The sequence below is a fragment of the Phocaeicola sp. genome, from assembly GCF_057861905.1.
This window is the reverse complement of the sequence record NZ_DBMACV010000052.1, coordinates 1-24,279: the sequence shown is the minus strand read 5'-3', so window position 1 is coordinate 24,279 and position 24,279 is coordinate 1. Positions and strand designations below refer to the sequence as shown.

The following is a 24,279-nucleotide window of genomic DNA, read 5'->3' as shown; positions in this document are numbered from 1 at the left end:
GTTGTTAATTTGTAATTAATTGTTTGTCAGACTTAAATATACAAAATAATTCGGTGATTACCAACTTTTAAAGATACTTTCTTATCCCGAACTCACGTAGTCGATGTCAAGAATACAGGCAAATTACCAGGAAAAGAAGTAGTAGAACTTTATGTTTCTGCTCCTCAAGGAGATGACTTGAACAAACCGGAAAAAGAATTGAAGGCTTTTGCCAAAACTAAAGAATTGAAACCAGGCGAAACGACATCTGTTACAATGACTGTCAAGACATTCGATCTGGCTTCTTACAATGAAAGTACTTCTGCATGGGTAACCGATTCAGGTACTTATAAGTTTTCAATAGGATCTTCTTCCCGTGACATTAAAGCAACGCAAGACGTAGAGGTTGCCGGTGGAGTAGATAAAACACACGATATACTGCATTTGCAGGCACCAATCAATATACTGAAGAAATAACCCTCTATGAAGAATGTGATAAAGACATTTCTCCACAAAGGGAATTTTGACAGTCATTTGCTTGCTTCTCTCACATCTGAATATAATGCCGCTACAAAGTAAAACAACAACTTACCTTTGCGGCTATGGAATGGGGATTGGGAAAAGGCTAATTCACGATTGAATGTGACGGCTATCCGAAGTCTGTGAAGATTTCAGATAGCCGTTTTTTTTAAGTCACAGAAGCATACTAACGCGGAATACATACTACATTTTTCATCTTTCCCTTAAATCCCATTTGGGTATCTCCTAACTGCTTCAATGGGAATATTAACGTTTCCTGGTACCAGATGCGGTCTTTTTTCTGACTTTTCGCATTAAACACTTCGCCTATACGTCCTTCCAATCTCTCCTGAAGTTGTCCGTCTATAAACAAGGAAGTCCCTTTTGCATCACCTTCCACGCGTACTTTTGTCCATTTACTTTCAGGCAAACGATAGGCATGAAATACAAATTCATACCCGTCACGACGGAAAGCAAACTTACCTGTATTTTGCCAGTTGGTCACAAATTCTGAATGAGGCCCCTTAAACAAGACAGCATCAATATTGGGAATGGAATCCGGACAAATTTCAAATTCTACGGCATAAGGATAACCGATCTCATCGACAGAAGTATTCACTACATCCGTACCCGAAAGCGTTATCTCTTTATCTGTATCCGTTAATGCCATACGCCGAGGAACCTTCGCCAGCAAATTCACACCCGGAGCCTCGGGAGTTGACTGACAAAGTGCTTCAAACTGAGCATACGATACATGCTGTACATTTTCACCTTTCCACATCTTTTCACACACTACCTGCAATGCCGGAAAAGTACGGACGTGCACATCCTGTTGACTGATTCCATTACCTACCCGGTCATTCCAAACGGCTAACATAGCTCCCAAGAAATTTGGATTACGCTTTTCAACCTTTGGATCGTCCTTCTTCATCATTTCAGGCATCCAGGATTCGTATAACCATTGATAATCCAAAAAATCATGATAATAATTTACGGCCGGCACCAGATACAAAAGCCAGTCACAAAGATTCACCACTTTGGCCCCTGCTTCCAGACACGTATTCACATCCATCCAGTTATAATTCCAGGCACTCACGACCTTTCCTTTCAAGTCGACAGGCGTTTCTCCTTTCATTATTTTCAAGCTTCCCCATAAACGTGTCGTCTTACCATATTTAGCTACCAAATCCATGCAATGATTCGTGAAACGACGAAACAGTTCAGACTCTTTCACATTATACTCATCTGTACCGATATGTACTTCCGGTCCTACAAATACCGGATCTTCACCCGACAAATATTCATCGAAGAGAGAATCTACAAAATCGTAGACTTCCTTTTTATACAAATCCAGATGATCCATACCGTACGCCTTATTATCAGCTGCCAGTCGAGGATTATAATGTGTAAAAGCTAAAGAATGAGCCGGCACATCAATCTCTGGGATCACATTGACCCCATAAGTAGCCGCCATCTTCTGAAAATCCCGAAATTCAGCCTTTGTATAGGAACCATCCTTGGCCGTCAGCCCTGGATAACGTTCACTTTCCAGGCGGAAAGCCGCATACGTTTTGTTCCAGTCATTTCCGAAAAATTCTACAAATCCATTGTCATTCAAATGAACCTGCAATTCGTTCAATTTATAAAATGAAAGAATCTTTACATAATCACGTAAGTAATCCATCGTAAAGAACTTACGAGCTACATCAATCATAAATCCACGATTCTGATACAACGGGAAATCCGTGGCGAGTCCCTTCATTAACCCTTCCGGCTGATTATGAATCATCTGTAATAAGGTTCGTGTACCCCAAAATACTCCTTTGGAAGTAGGTGCCTCTATGGTTACCCCATTACGAATATCCATCCAATATCCTTCGTCACCCAAGGTCTTGTCCGGTTTACTTAATGTCAAATAAACAGCTCCCTTCTCCTTTTTACCAACAACCACACGGTAATTCCAGCCAAACATTTCTTTCAAATCTTGCACTAATATTTCAGCACTCTGCTTCAATATACCTTCCTCATCCGAGGACACAATCACTTTGCCCGATTCCGGCAAAACCAGTTTACCTTTGGCCGGTTGCCATTGCTGCAACGCAGGAATTACTTGTGGAACACTTTGAGCTACAACCGAAACCAAGCTACATAGCCACACCATACCCACTAAAATCAAATGTTTCATTGTATCAGATTTAATATTTAACAAATCATTGAAAATCAATTCATAAAACTAAGAAACACGAAAAAATTTCCGCAATTATTCCAACAGTTAAAATTACATAGATTTATCGTATGGCAAGTCATTATTATAAAGAATTTGTACGATAATAAAGAAATCTACAAAAAGGTCGCAACAAATTCAATCAGCAACAATCTGCTAAGCTATTTAAACAACAATCAATATCATATGTTCCAAGCCATTCCAAACTCTTTAAGAAAATTTCTATCTTTCCTGCAATGAAAATACAATTCGGATAAAAAGGGAAGAGAATATTCGCTTAACCTCCTTCTATCCATGATAATTCCCAAATAATCCTTATCTTTGCGCATCATAAGGTTGCAACTTAAAATAAACTATATACGTATATGGAAAAAAAATTCAAGCGGACGACCGTGACATCGGCTCTGCCTTATGCCAACGGTCCGGTCCATATCGGTCATTTGGCAGGTGTTTACGTACCGGCCGATATTTACGTGCGCTATCTGCGCCTGAAAAAAGAAGATGTGCTCTTCATAGGCGGTTCTGACGAACATGGAGTACCTATCACTATCCGTGCAAAAAAAGAGGGAGTTACTCCACAGGATATTGTAGACCGCTATCATACGCTGATCCGTGATTCATTTAAGGAATTCGGTATCTCATTCGATGTTTACGGACGTACTTCTTCACAAGTTCACCATGATACAGCTTCTGCTTTCTTCCGTAAATTGTACGACAAAGGAGAATTTATCGAAAAAACTTCTATGCAGTATTACGATGAAGAAGCCCATACATTCCTTGCCGATCGTTATATCACCGGTGAATGTCCTCGCTGCCACGCACAAGGTGCTTACGGTGACCAGTGCGAGAAATGCGGAAGTACACTTTCTCCTACCGAACTGATCAATCCGAAGAGTGCTATCAGCGGAAGCCAACCTGTCATGAAGGAAACTAAGCATTGGTATCTTCCACTCGACAAACACGAAGGATGGTTACGTAAATGGATTCTGGAAGACCACAAAGAATGGCGTCCTAATGTATACGGACAGTGCAAGAGCTGGCTGGACATGGGATTGCAACCTCGTGCCGTAAGCCGTGACCTTGACTGGGGTATTCCTGTTCCTGTAGAAGGGGCTGAAGGGAAAGTATTGTATGTGTGGTTTGATGCCCCTATCGGCTACATTTCGAATACGAAAGAATTATTGCCCGACTCATGGGAAAAATGGTGGAAAGACCCTGAAACACGCCTGATCCATTTCATCGGAAAAGACAACATCGTATTCCACTGCATTGTATTTCCTGCTATGCTGAAAGCAGAAGGAAGTTACATCTTGCCGGACAATGTTCCTGCAAATGAGTTCCTGAACCTGGAAGGCGACAAGATTTCAACATCACGCAACTGGGCTGTATGGTTGCACGAATACCTGCAAGATTTCCCAGGCAAACAAGATGTATTGCGTTATGTATTGACTGCCAATGCTCCTGAAACAAAAGATAACGACTTTACATGGAAAGACTTTCAGGCTCGTAACAACAATGAATTGGTTGCTGTTTATGGAAACTTCGTAAACCGTGCCATGGTTTTGACAAACAAATACTTTGAAGGTAAAGTTCCTGTTTGCGGCGAGCTGAATGATTACGACCGTGAAACATTGAAAGAATTTGCTGACGTAAAAGCTGAAGTTGAAAAACTGCTGAATGTCTTCAAGTTCCGTGATGCACAGAAGGAAGCGATGAACCTGGCACGTATCGGAAACAAATATTTGGCCGATACAGAACCTTGGAAGCTTGCCAAAACAGACATGAATCGCGTAGCAACAATTTTGAATATTGCTCTGCAACTGGTTGCTAACCTTGCTATTGCTTTCGAACCGTTCTTGCCGTTCAGTAGTGAGAAGTTACGTCACATGCTGAATATGGAAAGCTTCGACTGGGAACAACTGGGACGTACCGACTTACTGGCTGCCGGACATCAGCTGAACAAGCCGAAATTGCTGTTCGAAAAGATTGAAGACGACGCTATTCAGGCACAGGTAGACAAGTTGCTTGCCACTAAAAAGGCAAATGAAGCAGCCAATTACAAGGCTAATCCTATCAAACCGACTGTCGCATTCGAAGATTTCGAGAAGCTCGATATCCGCGTAGGAACGGTATTGGAATGTGAAGCAGTTCCTAAGATGAAGAAATTGCTGAAATTCAAGATTGCAGACGGACTGGAAAACCGTACAATCGTAAGCGGCATTGCACAGCATTATCGTCCGGAAGAACTGGTGGGCAAACAAGTATTGTTCATCGCCAACCTTGCTCCACGTCAGTTCAAGAACGGACTGGTAAGTGAAGGTATGATTCTGTCTGCCGAAAATTTCGACGGTTCACTCGCCGTAACCTCTGTACTGAAAGAAGTAAAACCAGGAAGTGAAGTGAAATAATCTTCCTTCTCCCTATAATAGCTGAAGCGGAGAATCTCAAATTTCTATTTTTGAGGTTCTTCGCTTTCATTACCACTCACACCCATCTACTTATTAAAAAGATTTTGTGACATGCCCGAACAATCACTAAAAGAAAAAACCGCAAAAGGACTTTTGTGGGGAGGCGTAAGTAACGGAATACAACAATTGCTAAATTTAATTTTCGGTATATTTCTTGCTCGCCTACTTACTCCTGCCGACTACGGTATGGTGGGTATGCTTACTATTTTTACAGCCATTGCAGGCACGTTACAAGAAAGCGGATTTACAGTTGCTCTAGCCAACAAAAAAAATATCTCACACAAAGATTATAATGCTGTATTTTGGTTCAGTACCTTAATGGGCTTAAGCCTTTATACAATTTTATTCTTTTCCGCCCCTTTAATAGCTGATTATTATCGACAGCCTGATTTGGTACCATTAGCTCGATTAACTTTTTTAGGCTTTCTCATTTCCAGTACTGCGACCGCCCATAATGCTTACTTATTCAAAAATTTAATGGTAAAACAAAAAGCCATATCACAATTACCAGCATTACTTCTATCAGGTACAATAGGTATCATTATGGCATTAAATGGTATGTCATATTGGGGTATAGCTATCCAAAGTCTCATTTATATTGCAATCATCAATCTAAGTTTTTGGTATTTTTCTCCATGGCGTCCCACTTTCCAATTCAATTTTGCCCCATTAAAAGAAATGTTTGGATTTAGTAGCAAAATGTTATTAACCAACATATTCTTACAAATTAATAACAATATATTTTCTGCCATTATAGGACGACTATTTACTCCCAAAGAAGTAGGTCTCTATACACAAGCTAATAAATGGAACATAATGGGATCATCATTTATTGGAGGAATGATAAGTAGTGTAGCTCAACCAGTTTTATCACAATTATCAGAAAGCCAAGATCGTCAGCAAAATGCCTTTCGAAAAATGTTGCGATTCACTGCTTATCTATCATTTCCTGCAATGTTTGGATTAGCCCTTATTGCTCCAGAATTCATTTATTTAACCATACAAGATAAATGGATGCCGTGTGTACCTATTCTGCAAATCCTATGTATTTGGGGAGCTTTTCTCCCCATAACAACACTTTGCTCAAATCTTATTATCAGTAAAGGTAAATCCAATATTTATATGTGGAACACCATTGGCATAAGTATAATACAAATCGTAGCTATACTAATAGTACATAAATGGGGAATTCATATGATGATTGCCATATATAGTAGCCTTAATATTATCTGGTTATTTATATGGCTATATTTTATAAAAAAAGAAATTGGTCTAAGTGTGTTGAACGCAATAAAAGATATTGCTCCCTTTGTTAGTACTGCAACTTTAAGTATACTATTAAGTTATCTCATTACCCTTCCTATAAAAATGCCAATATTTGTATTATTAACAAAAATCATTACCGCTGCAATTCTTTATTTAGGAATCATGCAAATAATAGGATTACAAATACAAAAAGAGATATTCAATTATTTGGTTAAGCATAAAATTACAGAACAATGATTAGTGTTATTATACCATTATACAATGGAGCTAAGTTTATTCAACGCAGCATCAATTCTGTTCTGAATCAAACTTATCAAGATTTTGAAATTGTGGTAGTAAATGACGGTTCTACCGACAATGGTCCTCAAATGGTAATGCAATGGCAACATCCATTTATTAGATTAATAAATCAAAAGAACAGTGGAGTATCCATTGCTCGTAATACAGGTATTAAAGCTGCTAAAGGAAATATCATTGCGTTTTTGGATGCAGATGATGAATGGCTTCCTAATCATCTGGAAGTAATCCATCAGTTAGCAGAATGCTATCCGGAATGCGGAGTCTTTGGAACATCATATTTTTTTAAAAGAGAGAATGAAAACCCGACTCTCCCTGTTCTACCTAATAAATTCCCTTTTACCGGGACTGAGGGAGTACTCGACAATTATTATGAATTAGCATCTGGTACAGACTTTCCGATGCAAACAAGCGCCTATGCTGTACGGAAAGAAATTATACAAAAAATTGGAGGATTCCCTTCAGGAATACCTTCAGGAGAAGATATTATTACACTTGCTCGTTTACATGCAGTCTGCGACTTTGCTTATTCTAAAGAACCAACATCTTTATATTATCTAACAAACTCTGAAAATAAAAGTATCCGAACAATCAAAGACCATGATCCTTTGGATGCAATGTTTCACGAGTTATATAGACAAATTTCTTATAAAAAAGGAAGCCGGCTTTTTCTATCTTCTTGGCATAAAAGGCGAATGTCAGGAGCTTTAATAAATAGAAAATATAAAATCGGATTCAGAGAATTTTTTAAAGCTTTCTGTATTTTCCCTTTCTATAAAAAACTTTATACATCGTTTATAATTACATTCTTAGCAGGGATTACAAAAACGGATCTATACGAACTAAATAAGAAGTTAAAAGGTAAGTAACTAATTTATGCATACACCCGTCAATTACATAACAACCTGGTTCTATAAAGAATCGAAGGAGGAAGCCAGTTTCTATCCTCAACTGGGACAGAAAGGTAACTCTTCGCTTGTACATTCTATTTACATGCAGATACAAGTACCTTTCTTCGTGACATTCAAACATTATAATCCGGAAGCAAAATTCATCTTTTTCACTAATTTGAAAAAAGAAAATCTGCCCGATTATCTTACTCGGTTGTTCGATAAACTGGAGGTGGAAGTTATCACATTGCCTTATACTTGCAAACCTCCCAAAGACTGGTATCCGGCATGGCAGAACCAGTTTTACCTGTACGATATTTTACGGTACATGGACACTCGCATGCAAGAAAATGAAACTTTGCTAATCAGCGATGCCGACTGTCTGTGCCATACCTCTCTCAATACCTTGTTCGGGGCCGTCCGTAAAGACGGTAGTGCTCTTTATGAATTCATTACCGACAGACAATATTCCATCAACGGAATTACGCTTCCTCAAATGGAAGAAGTGTACCGGGCCTGTTATGGAAAAGAGGTAAAAGGTTCAATGACTTACTACGGGGGCGAATTTGTAGCCTTGCGAAAAGATGTAATCAGTAAAATCAATACTGCATTTCCGGAACTGTGGGCTTTCAACCTGGAGTATGGAAAGCAGCATCCGTTCAAGTTAAATGAAGAAGCGCATTTACTGAGTCTGCTTGCCGAACATTTACAAATACGTAATACAACAGCCAACCGGTATGTGAAGCGCATGTGGACTACTCCTCATTTCAACAATGTACAGCCGGGCGATGAAAACTATCCGGTATGGCACTTGCCGTATGAAAAGAAACGTGGATTATTTTATTTATACAAGTTAATCGAAAAAAATGAAGGAGAGATAACCGACGAAACCAATTTCTGGAAAAAGGCAGAAAGATATACGGGCATTCCCCACATCAGTCTGCACAAGAGATTGAAAGACCGTCTAACCACCCTGTGGATGAAGTTGAAATAACTACTTACGACAAACAACTTGTATGATGAAAATCTTGACTATCATTGTTTCATATAATTTCGAAAAATGGATAAGCCGATGCCTGAATAGCCTGCAAGCCTCATCCCATCCTACGGATATCATCGTGATAGACAACTGTTCGAAAGACCGGACCGTAGAAATCATCAAAAAAGAATATCCTCGGGTTCGAATGATTGCAAACAAAGCAAATTTGGGATTTGGCAGAGCCAATAATATCGGAATGCAGATTGCCCTGAAAGAAGGTTATGATGCTGTATTCCTGCTGAATCAGGATGCCTGGATAGGAAATGATACACTGGCTGCACTTGCAGAACAATCCATGCGGCATCCTGAGTTTGGCATACTTTCTCCGGTACATTTAAACGGAAGTGAAAGTGAATTGGATAAGGGATTTGCATCCTACGCCCAACTTGCAAGTACGAAGGACCTGACTACCAGTCAGGAGCCAATAGCGTGTCCGTTCATCAATGCAGCTTTCTGGTTTATTCCAGTCAGTATCTTGCACAAGGTAGGAGGCTTTTCTCCTCTATTTTATCATTACGGAGAAGACAAAGACTATGTCAACCGCCTGCATTTCCACCAATATAAGATAGGTTATTTACCGACGGTATATGGCTGTCACGACCGCGAATTCCGTAAAGTATCTTTCGAAGGATTCTGCCGGGCAGAGCGTGTCTACCTGCTTTCCGAATATGCCAATATCAATTATCGTTTCACGCAAGCATTTGCCTATGGCATCTTGGCAGGAATCAAAAAACTGATTCTATCTCTCTCGAAAGGCAACCTCAAATATGCCAAGGGATATATCTCTATAGTTGCCACCTTACTTGTACAAAGTAAGGCGGTGATACAAGTCCGTAAGCAAACCAAACAAAATTACGCCAATTATCTTTAAGCCATGACATACGCACCCATTCTGTTATTCGTCTACAACCGGCCGGAACATACCCGTCAGGTTGTTTCTTCACTGCTTCGTAATCAGGAAGCAGCCGAAAGTCCGCTGTTTATTTACGCCGATCAAAGTAAAACTCCCGACAATAATGCTGCCGTACAGGAAGTACGCCGATACATACATCGTATCAGCGGATTTAAGAGTATTACCATCATCGAACGTGAGTCCAACTGGGGACTCGCCCGTAACATCATCGACGGCGTAACAACGCAGGTCAATAAGTTTGGAAGAGTCATTGTATTGGAAGACGACCTGATAGTTGCTCCTTATTTCCTGAAGTTCATGAACGATGCACTGGAAACCTACAAGAACGAACAGCGAATAGGGCACATTCAGGCATGCGATTTTACCAAAGACACTTCACTGCCCGATACCTTCCTGATTAAATGGACGGGAAGCTGGGGATGGGGAACCTGGGACCGTGCATGGAAATACTTCAACCCCGATGGAAAGAAACTGCTTGCCCAACTGGAAAAGCGCAAGCTCACACGATATTTCGACTTCAACGGTAACTATCCTTTTACCCGAATGTTACGCCGGCAAATTGCAGGACAAAACAACTCATGGGCCATCCGCTGGAATGCCAGCCTGTTCCTTGCCGACATCTTATCGTTGAACGTGGGAAAATCGTTGATTCAGAACACCGGATTCGATGGAAGCGGAACCAACTGCGGCGGAGGTGGCCTGTACGACTCTACCCTGTGGCAACAACCTCTTCCCGTCAAACTTATTTCTCCCATAGAAGAGAACAAGGCAGCACGAAGAGTATTCGAAAAATACTATCACCGGACCAATTGTTTCTGGGCAAAAGCAATTCGCCGCATCAAACGTACTCTGAAGGGAGATTTTGGCGCTTGATGCAGACAAGCAAAAAGAAAATAAATTACCTTTGCACAAAATTCAGGAAGCAATGAGAGTATTAATCATCAATACTTCCGAGCGAATCGGAGGGGCGGCAATAGCGGCAAACCGCTTAATGGAAGCGTTGAAAGGGCAAGGTATAAAAGCCAAGATGCTGGTACGCGACAAACAAACCGATCAGGTTACTGTGGTACCATTGAAAAAGTCGTGGAGACACATCTGGCAATTCGTATGGGAACGTGTAGTAATCTGGAAGGCCAACCACTTCAAGAAGCACAATCTCTTTGCCGTCGACATTGCCAATACGGGAACAGACATTACTTCCCTGCCGGAATTTCAGCAAGCTGACGTAATACATCTGCACTGGATCAATCAAGGAATGCTCTCCCTGAAAGATATACAGAAAATCATCGATTCAGGAAAACCTGTTGTATGGACCATGCACGATATGTGGCCCATCACCGGTATTTGCCATCATGCACAGGACTGTACCAAGTATCAGACACAATGCCACACCTGTCCGTTGCTGTACAAAGGCTACAAGCACGACCTGTCGTATCGGGTTTTCCTAAAGAAACAGAAACTATATAAAAAGGCAAACATCACTTTCGTTGCATGCAGTCAATGGCTCGAAGGACTGGCCAAGCATAGTGTACTGGCACTGGGACATACCGTAACCAATATTCCCAATCCCATCAACACCAACCTTTTCCGCCCGTTGAACAAGACACAGGTACGCAATAGCCTGAACCTCCCTACCGACAAGAAACTGCTTCTGTTCAGTTCCATGAAGATAACCGACCCTAAAAAGGGTATAGATTACCTGGTAGAAGCATGCAAACTGATTCAGAAAAACCATCCGGATTTCTGCAATTCGCTGGGAGTCGTGGTAGTAGGAAAAGAATCGCAGCAATATGCCGATCTCTTCCCCTTCCCCATCTATTGCCTGAATTATGTAGGCAATGAAAAAGATTTGGTAAACATTTATAATGCAGTCGATTTGTTTGTTACTCCATCGTTACAGGAGAATCTGCCAAATACCATTGTAGAAGCAATGTCATGCGGGGTACCGTGTGTAGGCTTCAACATAGGCGGTATTCCGCAGATGATCGATCATCTGCACAATGGCTACGTAGCACAATATAAATCGTCGGAAGATCTTGCCAACGGTATATGCTGGTCGCTGAACGAAGGAGATTACGCCAGCCTCAGCGAAGAAGCCCGCCGAAAAGCAGTAGAAACCTATTCCGAGCAGAATGTTGCCATGAAATATATTAAGATTTATAATCACATTACAGGGGAAAATGCATAACATTACACATCTGCATCCGAAGTTTTCTATTATTACTGTAACTTATAATGCCGAAAACGTTCTGGAAGATACCATTCAGAGTGTTATTACCCAGACTTACAGAAACGTAGAATATATCATCGTAGACGGTAAGTCGACCGACAAGACGATGGAAATAGTCAACCGCTACAAGGAGCATATCCACACCGTTGTAAGCGAACCCGACAAAGGATTATATGATGCCATGAACAAGGGAATGGCACTGGCAACGGGAGATTATGTCTGCTTTCTGAACGCCGGCGACGAACTTCACGAGGATGATACTCTGCAACTGATGGTACATTCATTGGCTGGCGTCAACGAATTGCCGGACGTAATGTATGGAGAAACCGCCATCGTTGATGAAGAAGGACATTTCCTGCGGATGCGACGCCTTGCTGCTCCCGAACAACTGACCTGGAAAAGTTTTCGTGAAGGAATGCTGGTTTGCCATCAGGCTTTCTTTGCCCGCCGCGACAGACTGGTAAACTACGACCTGCGCTATCGCTTTTCTGCCGATTTCGACTGGTGCATCCGTATCATGAAGCAAAGCAAGACGCTTCATAATACGCATCTCACCCTGATAGATTACCTGAACGAAGGGATGACAACCCGCAACCACAAGGCTTCGCTGAAAGAACGTTTCCGTATCATGTGCAAGCATTACGGATATTTTTCAACCATCCTGCGACACTTATGGTTTGCATTACGCCTCCTGCTTCACAAATAATAACGCTATTTTGTTGGATGAAGTGATAAAAGATGGTACATTGCGCGGCAGAAACCATAAATTAACAGGACAATGAAACAATTCGCACTCACTTTGTTCTTCTTGTGTACTGCATGCACAGGAATTATCGCCCAGAAACATATTACGAGCCTCAGCCCGTCAATCCACATAGAAGGTATTGTAAAAGATGATATCGGAAACATAAAGGCAGGCACTCCGTTCACACTCCAGCGCTTCGTAAAATTGACACAATATCAACCAACAGATCCCAACTACCGGCAAGCAGTCCTGATAGTCAACGGTCAACAGCAAGGCGTAGCACTGAACAACATGGACAGACTGGAGTTTACGCCTACCGATCCGACGACTTTCTGGCTGGCCGCACAAATCAACTCCGGACTGGTACCCTATTACGAAAGTAAAGGGCTTCAGGAAACCATGAGAAAAGAAATGGAGAATGAAGCCAATACGTACCTCGACGAACTGGAAAAAGCTAATATGATTTACGAGGATGCTGTCATGGAAGACTATGTACACTGCCTTATGCTGAGCATGATTCCCAAAGAATTCATCGCCGACCGATATGGAATGCCTTATGTACGTATCCTGAAATCTCCGAATCCTGACATCGTGATGTTGAGCAACAACTGTATGCTGGTTTCAAGCGGACTGCTTACGCTGCTTGACACGGAAGATGAATTATTCAGTATGCTTGCCAGAGAAACTGCACATTATGTACTCGACCACGCTGTGATAACCGTCAATAAAAACATAAGCCGTGCCAACCGGGCTGCATTCTGGGGAGCTGTGGCCGATGTTGCTACCACAGCCATAGAAGCTGCACTCGACAACAGATACGAAAATTATATTCCGGGAGCTATCTTTACAACCAACGACATTGTTCAGGTACTGGTAAACCATGATATTTATAACCGGATGGGACTGGATTACTCCAAACAACAGGAAAAAGATGCGGACAATACCGCTATTCAGTTCATGCAGTTCATGAAAAAAGATCCGACTGCACTGGTTTCAGCTCAGAACAAAATTCTCCAGTATTACGAAGAGATAAAAGATAAAAGTGTACTGGAAAAATACGGTATATACAGCAGTCTGGAAGACAGATTGGAGAAATTGCAGAAAGACTATCCGCTGAAGGAAACAAGCAAAGACCCTATTTATCTGAAACGTACCAGTGGACTGGTGAGCTTTTCTGCATCCATGATGGAGTACAACAGAGATTATATGCAGGCCATGAAACTGGCTCAAAAGAACATCGATAACAAAATGGCTTGTGCCGACGATTATGTGGTAATGGCAAAATGTATCATGAAGCAGAGCAATACCACGGAAAGTAATCAGGAGAGCCAAAAACTGCTGGAAAAAGCAGAATCGATGAGTGAATTTCCCAATGTGAATATCTCGAAACAGAAAATTCTTTTACTGCTCCGCGACAACAAGCAGAAGGATGCCGTAACCGAAGTCAACCAGTACATTAAGTTATTGAATGATATCCAGCAGGCCCCTCACAGTGAAATGGACGAACAATGGCTGGCAAAAGAATATCATTGGGCTACTACACTGATGAAGCAACTGTATATCCTGTAACTGATTCATAAAAGAATTACTTCAGAGAAAAACAGAAGATACCATTATACATAAAAAAATGTCAGGACATCTCATCGAAAATGTCCTGACATTTTTTTATTTTTTGTACAAAAGAAAAAAACTTTTGTACAAATTCTTTCGATAGATTGAAAAGGATGTATCCAAATTTCCTTTATGCTTCTTTACGTTTACGCAGTTGCAATACGATGGCCACAATGGCTACCACTGCCAGTATACCCAGTGCAACAAAAGCAATGGCTTCGGTAATATGCAGCGATTTCGGGTCGAAGACAAAGCGTACCGTATGCTTTCCAGCCGGAACATCCATCGCACGGAGAATGTAGTCGGCACGTCCGTGAACAGTTTCTTTGCCATCTATATACGACTCCCATCCCGGATAATAGATTTCAGAGAATACAACTACTCCACCCTTCTGCGAGTTAACCTCATAAATCAGTTCGTTAGGCTCGTAACTCTTTAGCACGACGGTACTCAGACTATCTTTTCCAGCACCCGAATCTTTCACTTCTTCAGCAAAACGCTTGTCCACGACAGCTACCTTTGCCGGATCGATATGGTGAATAGCCTCTATCTCTTCATTGGCATTATTCACATACTGTACCTTATCTACAAACCAAGCATTGCCCAATGCATACGGATTATAAATAGGAACGGTAGAACCTCCCTGAAGCGGGAAGATAAAGTAACGGGTGTTCAGCATATTCAATACAGAGAAATGAGAAGGATCGACCTGAGTCATATCGCCACCTACAGCAGGAAGCTCCTTAAACAGATTACCCATTTCGCCTTGTATATGCTCTTCTATCATTTCCTGATAACGGCGCAATTTGGCAGCATGATAACCTCCGATGCTCTTGTGCCAGTACGAAGTCTCGTTTTCATTGAAAGTATTGCTTGCCAGATTCAGCACACGATAGTCGAGTGTCTTATCTTCCAAAATCTTCTTATCCGTTTCCGAAGGTTGCAAGAAAGGCTGCATCTCGGTACCTTTTGCCACGAACTGCCCATCGTACAAATAACGCTTGTTGACACTCCACATATCTACCAGACACAATACAGCCAAAGCCGCTACCAGAAAACCTGCTTTCAGCTTTCCGGCGCAATATGCCCACAGCAAGGCTACACCGATGATGATGATAAAGAAGCTTCTCCAGGCATCCGATGTAAAGATCGCTACGCGCATCTCCTCCAGATTCATCAGTATAGGAGCAAGTTGTTCTGCCGGAATGGCGTTCTGCAAAGCACTCATTTCCATGCTCGAAACATAGGTTGGGAAGAACACTCGCGGAGCAACGGCAAACAATAACGACAGTCCGCCTGTCAGTCCCAGACTGATATAGAAAGCTTTTGCTTTTTCCTTTAACAAAGAAGGGCGTTCAATCACTTCCTTCAATGCCATGACTGCCAGCAACGGAATTGTAAACTCGGCAATGACAAGAATAGACGATACCGCACGGAACTTATTGTACATCGGAATATAATCGATAAAGAAATCGGTCAGTCCCATAAAGTTCTTTCCCCACGACAGTAAAATAGAGAACAGCGTACCGCCCAGCAAAGCCCATTTCATAGGACCTTTTACAATGAAGCATCCCAAAATGAACAGGAACATCACGAAAGCTCCCACATATACAGGTCCCGATGTACCCGGCTGTTCACCCCAGTACTGACCTATCTGACTGTACAGTCCCATGTAAGTCGGGTCGGCTTTCTTCATTGCCGTTTCATTTTGAGATAGAGGAACAGACGCACCACCTTTCACGTTAGGAACAAGCAGCGAGAACGTTTCACCAATACCGTAACTCCATTGCGTAATATAGTCACGTTCCAGTCCGCTTCCCGTCTGGTTGGCAGAGTGCTCTTTTACCAGTTCACTCTTTCCACGCATACTCTCCTTACTATACTGATACGTATGGTAGATGTTCGACAGGTTGACACATATTCCCAAAATTCCGGCAATAACCAGTACTCCGGTCGATTTCAGGAATTGCGGGAACCGTTTTTCCTTCCATGCCGAAACCCCGTATGCTATGGCGATGAACAACATGACAAAGAGAAAATAATACGTCATCTGCATGTGGTTTGACACAATTTGCAGAGCAACAAACAAAGCAGTCAGCAAACCGCCCCACAAATATTTACCGCGGTATATCAAGACCATACCAGCTATGGTAGGCGGTATGTAAGCAAGTGTCACAAACTTCCAGATATGTCCGGCAGCAATGATGATAAAGAAGTAAGAAGAAAAGGCCCAGATAATCGCTCCCAGAGCAGACAACCAGACTTTAAAGTCGAATGCGCGCAGCAAGATGTAGAAGCCCAGCAGCATGATAAAGATGTATCCGGCATAAGTAGGGAGGAACAACCGGTAGATTTCCTGAACAAAATTCAGCGTACGGCTCGATTCGTATCCCGGAGCCAGCTGATAAGTCGGCATACCACTGAACAGCGAGTTTGTCCATCGGGTAGCTTTACCATGCTTTTCGTAATATTCCTGATGTTCTCTTCCCGCTCCGATGCCAGCTACAGCATCGTGCTGTGCCAGAATACGTCCTTCTGTAATAGCCGGAAAGAAATAAGCGACCGATATAATAGCAAAGAGCACAATCGCCACAATATCAGGGATAAGTTTCTTTAATTGATTCATACAGAAATAGTTTATTAATTAATGTTTTCAGACAGCAAAGATAACACAATAGTCCATGAAAAATAGTAACTTTGTCACCGAAAATCATAAAAATAATATGAAAATAGGAATCATAACCGCCATGTCTTCAGAGCAGAAGCAACTGGCTAACCAACTGAGAGAAAAAACCGAATGTACCAAAGGTCCTTTTAATTATATCGAAGGAACCATCAGAAACAATACCATCATACTGATGCAATGCGGCATAGGCAAAGTGAATGCAGCAGCCGGAGCCGTAGAACTGATCCGCAATTTTGAGCCCGACTGCATTATCAGTACAGGAGTGGCAGGAGGAATAGATACTTGCCTGAAAGTAATGGATGTAGTAGTAAGCCGTCAGATTGTATATCACGACGTATGGTGTGGCGAAGGAAATGCATACGGACAAATTCAGGGACTCCCTACTTTCTTTAACGGCAACGAAACGCTTTACAACTGTGCTATGTCGCTCGATACGGAAACAGCTATCCACGGCGGACTGATTTGCAGCGGTGACAAGTTCATAACCGACCGCAGCGAACTGGAAGCCATTAAGGGTAACTTCCCCGAAGGTCTTGCCGTCGACATGGAATCGGCAGCCATAGCTCAGGTTTGCTACCTGTATAAAGTTCCTTTCATCAGTTTCCGCATTATCAGTGATACTCCGGGAGCAGACAAGCACTTCGAACAATACCAGAATTTCTGGGGAGAAATGGCCGACCGTTCCTTCCACGTTACTGAAACATTCTTAAAGGCTTTGCCAAACAAATTATAATAAAACCAAGAGAATTATGAAAAAAATACCAAGTTTTACCGTCGATCACATCCGCCTGTTACGTGGTATTTATGTATCACGCAAAGATACTGTAGGAAACGAAATCGTAACAACCTTCGATATCCGCATGAAAGAGCCGAACCGCGAACCGTGTCTTAGCCCGTCGGCTATCCATACCATGGAGCACTTGGCTGCTACCTTCCTGCGCAATCATCCTGTGTGGGCTGACAAAATCATCTACTGGGGCCCGATGGGATGTCTTACCGGCAATTATCTGGTAGTAAAAGGTGATCTCGAATCGAAAGATATCCTCCCGCTGATGCAAGAAACTTTCCGCTTCATTGCCGGTTATGAGGGAGATGTACCCGGAGCCAGCGCAAAGGACTGTGGCAACTATCTGATGATGAATCTTCCGATGGCACGCTGGGAAGCTGCAAAATATCTGCACGAAGTACTGGAAAACATTACAGAAGCACAACTTCAATATCCGGAATAAACCAAAACGAATCCTATAAAAACAAATCGAGCCGCTCTTCCTTGAGGAGGCGGCTCGATTTGTTTTTCGTTGCAGCAAGTAACGGATTACTTACGCAGACCGAGTTCCTTAACAATGGCACGGTATCTTTCGATATCGCGGCTCTTCAGGTAATTCAGCAAAGAACGACGCTTACCTACCAGTGTTGTCAGAGCTCTTTCAGTGCTATAATCTTTTCTGTTGAGCTTCATGTGCTCAGTCAGGTGAGAAATACGGTATGAAAACAATGCAATCTGTGCTTCAGGTGAGCCAGTATCAGTGTTAGACTTTCCGTACTTTCCAAAGATTTCTTGTTTTTTAGCTGCGTCTAAATACATAATTTTGACTGTTTAAAATATATAAATTTTGATTTTGCGGTGCAAAGGTAAAGATAATCTTCCATATAACAATGAGTTAAGCGAAAAAATATTGATAATCGCCCCGAAATATATTCCTGCGCCTGTCATCTGCACACGAAATTCATCGACAAGGATTTCAAGTATCACGTTTTCAACACCCACCTGTAGAGCCCGGCTATATCGCAATCCGCCAACTTTATTCACCCAAAATCAAGATTTTCACTACAAATATCAAAGAAAAATCGTAACTTTGCACTCCAAATAATATTTCTATTAGGTATAGTATGCAAGATATCAGAAACATTGCCATTATTGCCCACGTAGACCACGGAAAAACTACATTGGTGGACAAGATGATGCTGGCGGGACACTTATTCCGCAATGACCAAACCAATGGCGAATTGGTGCTGGATAACAATGATCTGGAACGTGAAAGAGGTATAACTATCCTTTCAAAGAACGTTTCCATCAACTACAATGGTACAAAGATCAATATTATTGATACTCCGGGACACGCCGACTTCGGTGGAGAAGTAGAACGTGTCTTGAACATGGCAGACGGATGTATCCTGTTGGTCGATGCGTTCGAAGGCCCGATGCCGCAGACACGCTTCGTACTGCAAAAAGCTTTGCAAATTGGATTGAAGCCTATCGTGGTTGTCAATAAAGTAGATAAGCCTAACTGCCGTCCGGAAGAGGTTTACGAAATGGTATTCGACTTGATGTTCAGCCTCAACGCTACCGAAGACCAGCTCGATTTCCCGGTTCTTTACGGTTCAGCAAAGAACAACTGGATGGGCGAAGACTGGAAAACTCCTACCGGAACCATTACCCCGCTACTGGATGCCATCATAAAATACATACCGGCTCCTCAACAGTTGGAAGGAACCCCGCAGATGCTGATTACATCACTCGATTATTCTTCATATACAGGTCGTATCGCCGTAGGTCGTGTACATCGTGGAACACTCAGCGAAGGCATGAATATAACACTTGCCAAACGCGACGGAACCATGGTTAAATCAAAAATCAAAGAAGTGCATACATTCGAAGGCTTGGGCCGTAAAAAAGTTCAGTCTGTATCTTCGGGCGATATCTGTGCCATCGTAGGTGTAGAAGGCTTCGAAATCGGCGATACAATCTGTGACTTCGAAAATCCGGAACCACTGCCTCCTATCGCTATCGACGAACCGACCATGAGCATGTTGTTCACCATCAATGATTCTCCGTTCTTCGGTAAGGAAGGTAAGTACGTTACTTCACGTCATATTCACGACCGTCTGATGAAAGAGCTCGACAAGAACCTGGCATTGCGCGTACGCAAGACGGAAAATGAAGATGGTAAATGGATTGTTTCCGGACGTGGTGTGCTGCACTTGTCTGTACTGATCGAAACCATGCGTCGTGAAGGTTACGAGCTTCAGGTAGGACAGCCTCAGGTTATCTTCAAGGAAATAGACGGCGTAAAATGCGAGCCGATTGAAGAGCTGACTATCAGCGTACCCGAAGAATTTGCCAGCAAGATGATTGATATGGTAACCCGCCGTAAAGGTGAAATGGTTTCTATGGAAACTCAGGGTGACCGTGTAAATATTGAATTCGATATGCCTTCACGTGGTATCATCGGTCTGCGTACAAACGTACTGACAGCTTCGCAGGGAGAAGCCATCATGGCTCACCGCTTTAAAGAATACCAGCCATACAAAGGTGATATTCCTCGCCGTACCAATGGTTCTATGATTGCCATGGAGAGCGGAACTGCATTTGCATATGCTATCGACAAGTTGCAAGATCGTGGAAAATTCTTTATCTATCCACAAGAAGAAGTATATGCCGGTCAGGTAGTGGGAGAACACGTTCACGAAAACGACTTGGTCATCAATGTAACCAAATCGAAGAAACTGACCAATATGCGTGCTTCCGGTTCTGATGAAAAGGCTCGTATCATCCCTCCGGTAATCTTCTCACTGGAAGAAGCTCTGGAATACATTAAAGAGGACGAATATGTAGAAGTAACTCCGAAGAGTATGCGTATGCGTAAAATCATTCTGGACGAAACAGAACGTAAACGTGCCAACAAGAACTGATAACAGCAGTATATATATAAATACAAAAAATGGCAGGCTTCGTAAAGCTTGCCATTTTTTGTATTTCTGATAATCATAGTTTTTCGCTAATCCTCCAGCAGGCAATACAATAAATGCAAATTTTATTTTCTGTAAACAAGATTATTTGAATTCATACGTTGCATATACTGCTGGATAAACGATTTCAGTTGTGTTTCCATTGCCCGAAGTGTGTCCTGAGGCATAGTATCCTTCACATCATCTTTCAACAGACGGTCGGTACGGTAACGATAAGCCTTCAGTACTTTCTCTCCGTCAAACTGAATCATGTAATCTCCCTTTACAAACTGATAGACATTTGTACCCATTACATTATTTACTGAGAATTTCTCATCTGCCGGAGTCTGGAGCGCATCCTGTCCGAAACTGATATACGGACGATCGTAACCCAGCAATCCCAGTACGGTAGGCATAATATCTATCTGTTCTACAATCTTGTCCTCCATACCGCGAAGCTCCGGCATCCCGGGAGCATAAAACAGAATAGGAACGCTATACAGTCCCAAGTCAGTCAGATACTCAGGATATGTACCAAAGCTGGTATGATCGGCAGTTATCACAAACAGGGTATTATTGAACCAAGGCTGACGGGAAGCTTTCTCAAAAAAGAGCTGCAAGGCATGATCCGTGTAACCGATACAACGCTGAAGCGGAGTCGGTCCGCCGGGGAACTTACCTTCATAACGTTTCGGTAGAGCAAACGGATGATGTGAACTTGCCGTAAATACGGAAGTAACAAACGGCTGCTTAAATTCTGTCATCTTATCACAATAGTATTGCAGAAACTCTTCGTCCCAGATAGCCCATGTACCGTCGAAATCATCATCCCCGTGATAGCGTGGGTCTTCATTGTATTCCGTACGCCCAAAGTAATCGGTAAACCCTACCGAACGGGCAAATGCCTGAAATCCCATCGAACCGTTCATAGCTCCATGGAAGAAAGCCGAATAATATCCTTTATTTTTGGTCAGTTCACCTGCTATACTGGACACATCATTCAGTGAAGCCGGCGTAAGGAAGAAAGGCTCAACAAAACTCGGTATGGACGACAAGACCGAAGGCATTCCCTCGATACTCTTTCGCCCGTTGGCATATGTATATGTAAAACTCAGACTCTTCGTCAACAATGAATCAATAAACGGCGTATACCCTTTGTACTTTCCATTATCCAGATCACGGTTCAGGCTGCCTACAAATTCCTTAGTAAAGCTCTCCCAGATAATTACAACCACATTCATCGGCTTGAACTGTACCGAATCGGCAGGAACATGCACCGGAGAATATACAGCAATCGCTTCACTGTCGGGCATATAGTCGGGAACAATAAAAGCCTTTTTCCCAAGTGTACGGAAAATAGAAAACGGTGTATTCAGTACCACACCCGCATCCAGCGGACGATCTACATACTGATTTGCATTACTAATAGTAATCGGACGCGTAGCAGTCGTCATACCTCCACGCATACCAAACACCGTAAACGGTATGGCAATCAGTAAGGTAACCGTCTGCAACAGATAATATTGCCATTTACTATATACCGGAATATTCCGCGGTGCACGATATAATTTATAGATAGCATAGCAAAATACCGCTGCCAGTACTACCAGATACCAGTGCGAAATAAATTCATCCATAAAAATGGAAGCTAAATTTCCTCCACCTTCATTGCCAAATTCCTGAAAAACACTCATTGTTGTGCGACGTCCGGAAAAACGGAAATATACACAATCCACCAGATTCGATATCAGGAAAAAACCGTTGACTACCGTAAAAACCCAGCGGACCACCTTATAAAACTTGACATTTTCTTTCCAGTGAAACGGTAGCAAAAACAACAGAATAAACAAGGCATTACTATACAGAATTGCCGTTGTATCGAAGATAATGCCTGCCCCGAACATGTTCAGCGCATACCCTAACGTCAGATTTTCACTGAACAGACGGAAGTTCTCGAGCAAGAAAGTCAGACGGCAAAGCGAATAACACACATAAATAACAAACAAATTCCATATTAAGGAAAGCACATTCGAAAACAATTCTTTTTTCATTGCCAATGTTTTTGGGATTAGGAAAGGCAAAGTTAACGATATTTTTCCAAACCCTTTCAAGACCTTATTTTAAAATAACTTTTCTGTAAAACAGGACGCAAAATAAGATATTTAAAACACCATTTTCTATATTTGTAACCGAATACCAATCTATCACAACATGAAAAAGAAAACTATCATCCGACTTAGCATTACACTGGTTGTCATTGTAGCACTCGGACTTTGGATCAACTCGCGCTGGAGCGCCTGGTTCCATAACGAAGAAGAACTCCCCTATGCACCATTATCAGAACCGGGACGAGTACTGCTCACTTTCGGTGACGAGAACGAATTGTCACGCAACATCAGCTGGCAATACGATTCCATAGTCGTACCGTCACACGTCGACCTGGTAGACACCCTTTCTAAAGATACTATACAGATTGAGGCACAGGGAGAAACCTTCCGTTCGCGCAGTGGAATGGCTGCTTACTATGTAGCCAAACTCCGTTCCCTGCAGCCCGACCGTTATTATACCTATCGGGTATGCAATGAAGACAAGACTTCGCCATGGTACAGTTTCCATACGTACAATCAATCAACCCGAAAAGACTATTCATTTATGTATGTGGGCGATGTACAAGACAGCATCCATGGAAAAGCCAACGATTTCTTTCGCGAAGCTCTGCGCCGCCATCCCGATACCGAATTTCTTGTTTTCGGAGGCGACCTGACCGAACGTCCAACTGAACAACGTTGGGAAGAAACATATCGCGGACTGGATTCCATCGGACAACGCTATCCTGTCATTACGGTTACCGGCAACCATGAATATTTGAAATACATCATTCGCAAGCTGGAACGCCGTTTCTCACTGGTATTCTCTTACTACCTCGACTCAATGGTCGGAAAGAATCAGGTATATACCCTGAAGTACAACGACATGCAAATCTTCTGCCTCGACAGCAACCGCGAGTTCTTCTATCTATGGACTCAGAAAAAATGGTTGGAAGAACAACTCAAGAAAAGCAATGCACGATGGAAGATCGTCGTACTTCATCATCCGCTATACTCCATTAAAGGCAGTATGAACAACCTGTTTCAACGTACCATGTTCAACCCGCTGGTTGAGGAATATGGAGTCGATCTCGTACTGCAAGGACACGAACACGCTTATGCCCGTATGACTGCCCACGGTGAAAATGGAGAAGCCCAAGCACCGGTTTATACAGTCAGTCACTGCTCACCCAAAAACTACTACATCGAGTTCGACAAGCGGTTCGACAAGTTCGGAACAGGCAGCCGTTACTATCAGCAAATCCGTGTACATGGCGACACCCTCACCATGAACGCCTACGATGCCACGACCAATGACTTATACGATGCTGTCGATATAATAAAAGATAAAACCGGAAAATCCCGACTGGAAGACCGTGGAAAAGAGATTCCCGAAGCACTGATATTCCATTCCAACGGCGGAAAAAAAGAAGAAGCCTTCCAGAAGCGAATCGATGAATACAAACAGCGGAAAGGTATCCAATAAATATAAGATGAAAAAAGAAGGTGTGTCAAAAAGCACACCTTCTTTTTTAGCACAAAGCCCCGACTTTCACAAGCTGGGGCTTTGTTATTACCTAAAGATTTTGTATCTTT

The 24,279-nt window shown here is 42.4% G+C and carries 18 protein-coding genes; 14 read left to right on the top strand and 4 right to left on the bottom strand.

Annotated elements, in window-relative coordinates:
• Positions 1-177: 177 nt before the first annotated feature.
• On the top strand, positions 178-456 hold the full coding sequence (locus ACZM60_RS10580) for a fibronectin type III-like domain-contianing protein (protein ID WP_489521480.1): 279 nt from the start codon (positions 178-180) through the stop codon (positions 454-456).
• A 229-nt stretch (positions 457-685) separates the two neighbouring features.
• Here the strand turns inward: ACZM60_RS10580 and ACZM60_RS10575 are convergent, their stop codons facing one another.
• The gene (locus tag ACZM60_RS10575; RefSeq protein ID WP_489521479.1) at positions 686-2,683 is read right to left on the bottom strand and encodes a beta-N-acetylhexosaminidase; all 1,998 of its coding nucleotides are present in this window, start codon (positions 2,681-2,683) and stop codon (positions 686-688) included.
• A 404-nt stretch (positions 2,684-3,087) separates the two neighbouring features.
• Here ACZM60_RS10575 and metG point away from each other — a divergent pair, with 404 nt between their 5' ends.
• The 9 genes from metG (at position 3,088) to ACZM60_RS10530 (ending at position 14,139) form a co-directional block, all read left to right on the top strand.
• A complete protein-coding gene (metG, locus tag ACZM60_RS10570) occupies positions 3,088-5,130 on the top strand; it encodes a methionine--tRNA ligase (protein ID WP_489521478.1) in 2,043 nt (680 codons plus the stop codon).
• A 111-nt stretch (positions 5,131-5,241) separates the two neighbouring features.
• Entirely contained in the window at positions 5,242-6,693 is a 1,452-nt protein-coding gene (locus ACZM60_RS10565; protein ID WP_340318658.1) for a lipopolysaccharide biosynthesis protein, read from the top strand.
• A complete protein-coding gene (locus ACZM60_RS10560) occupies positions 6,690-7,622 on the top strand; it encodes a glycosyltransferase family 2 protein (protein ID WP_489521477.1) in 933 nt (310 codons plus the stop codon). Before ACZM60_RS10565 ends, ACZM60_RS10560 begins: the two co-directional genes overlap by 4 nt.
• Positions 7,623-7,629: 7 nt before the next feature.
• A complete protein-coding gene (locus tag ACZM60_RS10555) occupies positions 7,630-8,637 on the top strand; it encodes a hypothetical protein (protein ID WP_340318656.1) in 1,008 nt (335 codons plus the stop codon).
• Between the two features lie 22 nt (positions 8,638-8,659).
• A complete protein-coding gene (locus ACZM60_RS10550) occupies positions 8,660-9,553 on the top strand; it encodes a glycosyltransferase family 2 protein (protein WP_489521476.1) in 894 nt (297 codons plus the stop codon).
• A gap of 3 nt (positions 9,554-9,556) precedes the next feature.
• Positions 9,557-10,468 carry a glycosyltransferase gene (locus ACZM60_RS10545; protein ID WP_489521475.1) on the top strand — a complete coding sequence of 304 codons (912 nt, stop codon included), beginning with the start codon at positions 9,557-9,559 and terminating at the stop codon, positions 10,466-10,468.
• 52 nt (positions 10,469-10,520) lie between these two features.
• Positions 10,521-11,783 carry a glycosyltransferase family 4 protein gene (locus ACZM60_RS10540; RefSeq protein WP_021971599.1) on the top strand — a complete coding sequence of 421 codons (1,263 nt, stop codon included), beginning with the start codon at positions 10,521-10,523 and terminating at the stop codon, positions 11,781-11,783.
• Entirely contained in the window at positions 11,776-12,531 is a 756-nt protein-coding gene (locus tag ACZM60_RS10535) for a glycosyltransferase family 2 protein (RefSeq protein ID WP_021971600.1), read from the top strand. The genes ACZM60_RS10540 and ACZM60_RS10535 overlap by 8 nt, the downstream gene beginning before the upstream one ends.
• 72 nt (positions 12,532-12,603) lie before the next feature.
• A complete protein-coding gene (locus tag ACZM60_RS10530) occupies positions 12,604-14,139 on the top strand; it encodes a M48 family metalloprotease (RefSeq protein ID WP_418587073.1) in 1,536 nt (511 codons plus the stop codon).
• Between the two features lie 172 nt (positions 14,140-14,311).
• On the opposite strand, the gene ACZM60_RS10525 is transcribed toward ACZM60_RS10530, so the two are convergent.
• Positions 14,312-16,807 (bottom strand): hypothetical protein, encoded by a 2,496-nt coding sequence (locus ACZM60_RS10525; protein WP_489521474.1) that lies wholly within the window; start codon positions 16,805-16,807, stop codon positions 14,312-14,314.
• Between the two features lie 97 nt (positions 16,808-16,904).
• Here ACZM60_RS10525 and ACZM60_RS10520 point away from each other — a divergent pair, with 97 nt between their 5' ends.
• Both ACZM60_RS10520 and ACZM60_RS10515 read left to right on the top strand, forming a co-directional pair.
• The gene (locus ACZM60_RS10520) at positions 16,905-17,600 is read left to right on the top strand and encodes a 5'-methylthioadenosine/adenosylhomocysteine nucleosidase (protein ID WP_340318650.1); all 696 of its coding nucleotides are present in this window, start codon (positions 16,905-16,907) and stop codon (positions 17,598-17,600) included.
• Positions 17,601-17,616: 16 nt separating this feature from the next.
• On the top strand, positions 17,617-18,096 hold the full coding sequence (locus tag ACZM60_RS10515) for an S-ribosylhomocysteine lyase (protein WP_007566136.1): 480 nt from the start codon (positions 17,617-17,619) through the stop codon (positions 18,094-18,096).
• A gap of 86 nt (positions 18,097-18,182) precedes the next feature.
• On the opposite strand, the gene rpsO is transcribed toward ACZM60_RS10515, so the two are convergent.
• Positions 18,183-18,452 carry a 30S ribosomal protein S15 gene (gene rpsO / locus ACZM60_RS10510; RefSeq protein ID WP_007560687.1) on the bottom strand — a complete coding sequence of 90 codons (270 nt, stop codon included), beginning with the start codon at positions 18,450-18,452 and terminating at the stop codon, positions 18,183-18,185.
• A gap of 305 nt (positions 18,453-18,757) precedes the next feature.
• Here rpsO and typA point away from each other — a divergent pair, with 305 nt between their 5' ends.
• Positions 18,758-20,560: a translational GTPase TypA gene (gene typA, locus ACZM60_RS10505; RefSeq protein ID WP_340318649.1), complete on the top strand. Its 1,803-nt coding sequence runs from the start codon at positions 18,758-18,760 to the stop codon at positions 20,558-20,560.
• A gap of 122 nt (positions 20,561-20,682) precedes the next feature.
• On the opposite strand, the gene ACZM60_RS10500 is transcribed toward typA, so the two are convergent.
• The gene (locus ACZM60_RS10500; protein ID WP_489521473.1) at positions 20,683-22,647 is read right to left on the bottom strand and encodes an LTA synthase family protein; all 1,965 of its coding nucleotides are present in this window, start codon (positions 22,645-22,647) and stop codon (positions 20,683-20,685) included.
• Positions 22,648-22,807: 160 nt separating this feature from the next.
• Between ACZM60_RS10500 and ACZM60_RS10495 the strand changes: the two genes are divergently transcribed.
• Entirely contained in the window at positions 22,808-24,169 is a 1,362-nt protein-coding gene (locus tag ACZM60_RS10495) for a purple acid phosphatase family protein (protein WP_489521472.1), read from the top strand.
• The last annotated feature ends 110 nt before the right edge of the window (positions 24,170-24,279 follow it).

Coding starts and splice junctions, on each gene's coding strand:
- ACZM60_RS10555 (WP_340318656.1), top strand. CDS start 7,630: ATGCATACACCCGTCAATTACATAACAACCTGGTTCTATAAAGAATCG.
- ACZM60_RS10530 (WP_418587073.1), top strand. CDS start 12,604: ATGAAACAATTCGCACTCACTTTGTTCTTCTTGTGTACTGCATGCACA.
- ACZM60_RS10560 (WP_489521477.1), top strand. CDS start 6,690: ATGATTAGTGTTATTATACCATTATACAATGGAGCTAAGTTTATTCAA.
- metG (WP_489521478.1), top strand. CDS start 3,088: ATGGAAAAAAAATTCAAGCGGACGACCGTGACATCGGCTCTGCCTTAT.
- typA (WP_340318649.1), top strand. CDS start 18,758: ATGCAAGATATCAGAAACATTGCCATTATTGCCCACGTAGACCACGGA.
- ACZM60_RS10540 (WP_021971599.1), top strand. CDS start 10,521: ATGAGAGTATTAATCATCAATACTTCCGAGCGAATCGGAGGGGCGGCA.
- ACZM60_RS10545 (WP_489521475.1), top strand. CDS start 9,557: ATGACATACGCACCCATTCTGTTATTCGTCTACAACCGGCCGGAACAT.
- ACZM60_RS10535 (WP_021971600.1), top strand. CDS start 11,776: ATGCATAACATTACACATCTGCATCCGAAGTTTTCTATTATTACTGTA.
- ACZM60_RS10550 (WP_489521476.1), top strand. CDS start 8,660: ATGATGAAAATCTTGACTATCATTGTTTCATATAATTTCGAAAAATGG.
- ACZM60_RS10565 (WP_340318658.1), top strand. CDS start 5,242: ATGCCCGAACAATCACTAAAAGAAAAAACCGCAAAAGGACTTTTGTGG.
- ACZM60_RS10525 (WP_489521474.1), bottom strand. CDS start 16,807: ATGAATCAATTAAAGAAACTTATCCCTGATATTGTGGCGATTGTGCTC.
- ACZM60_RS10500 (WP_489521473.1), bottom strand. CDS start 22,647: ATGAAAAAAGAATTGTTTTCGAATGTGCTTTCCTTAATATGGAATTTG.
- ACZM60_RS10495 (WP_489521472.1), top strand. CDS start 22,808: ATGAAAAAGAAAACTATCATCCGACTTAGCATTACACTGGTTGTCATT.
- ACZM60_RS10520 (WP_340318650.1), top strand. CDS start 16,905: ATGAAAATAGGAATCATAACCGCCATGTCTTCAGAGCAGAAGCAACTG.
- ACZM60_RS10575 (WP_489521479.1), bottom strand. CDS start 2,683: ATGAAACATTTGATTTTAGTGGGTATGGTGTGGCTATGTAGCTTGGTT.
- rpsO (WP_007560687.1), bottom strand. CDS start 18,452: ATGTATTTAGACGCAGCTAAAAAACAAGAAATCTTTGGAAAGTACGGA.
- ACZM60_RS10515 (WP_007566136.1), top strand. CDS start 17,617: ATGAAAAAAATACCAAGTTTTACCGTCGATCACATCCGCCTGTTACGT.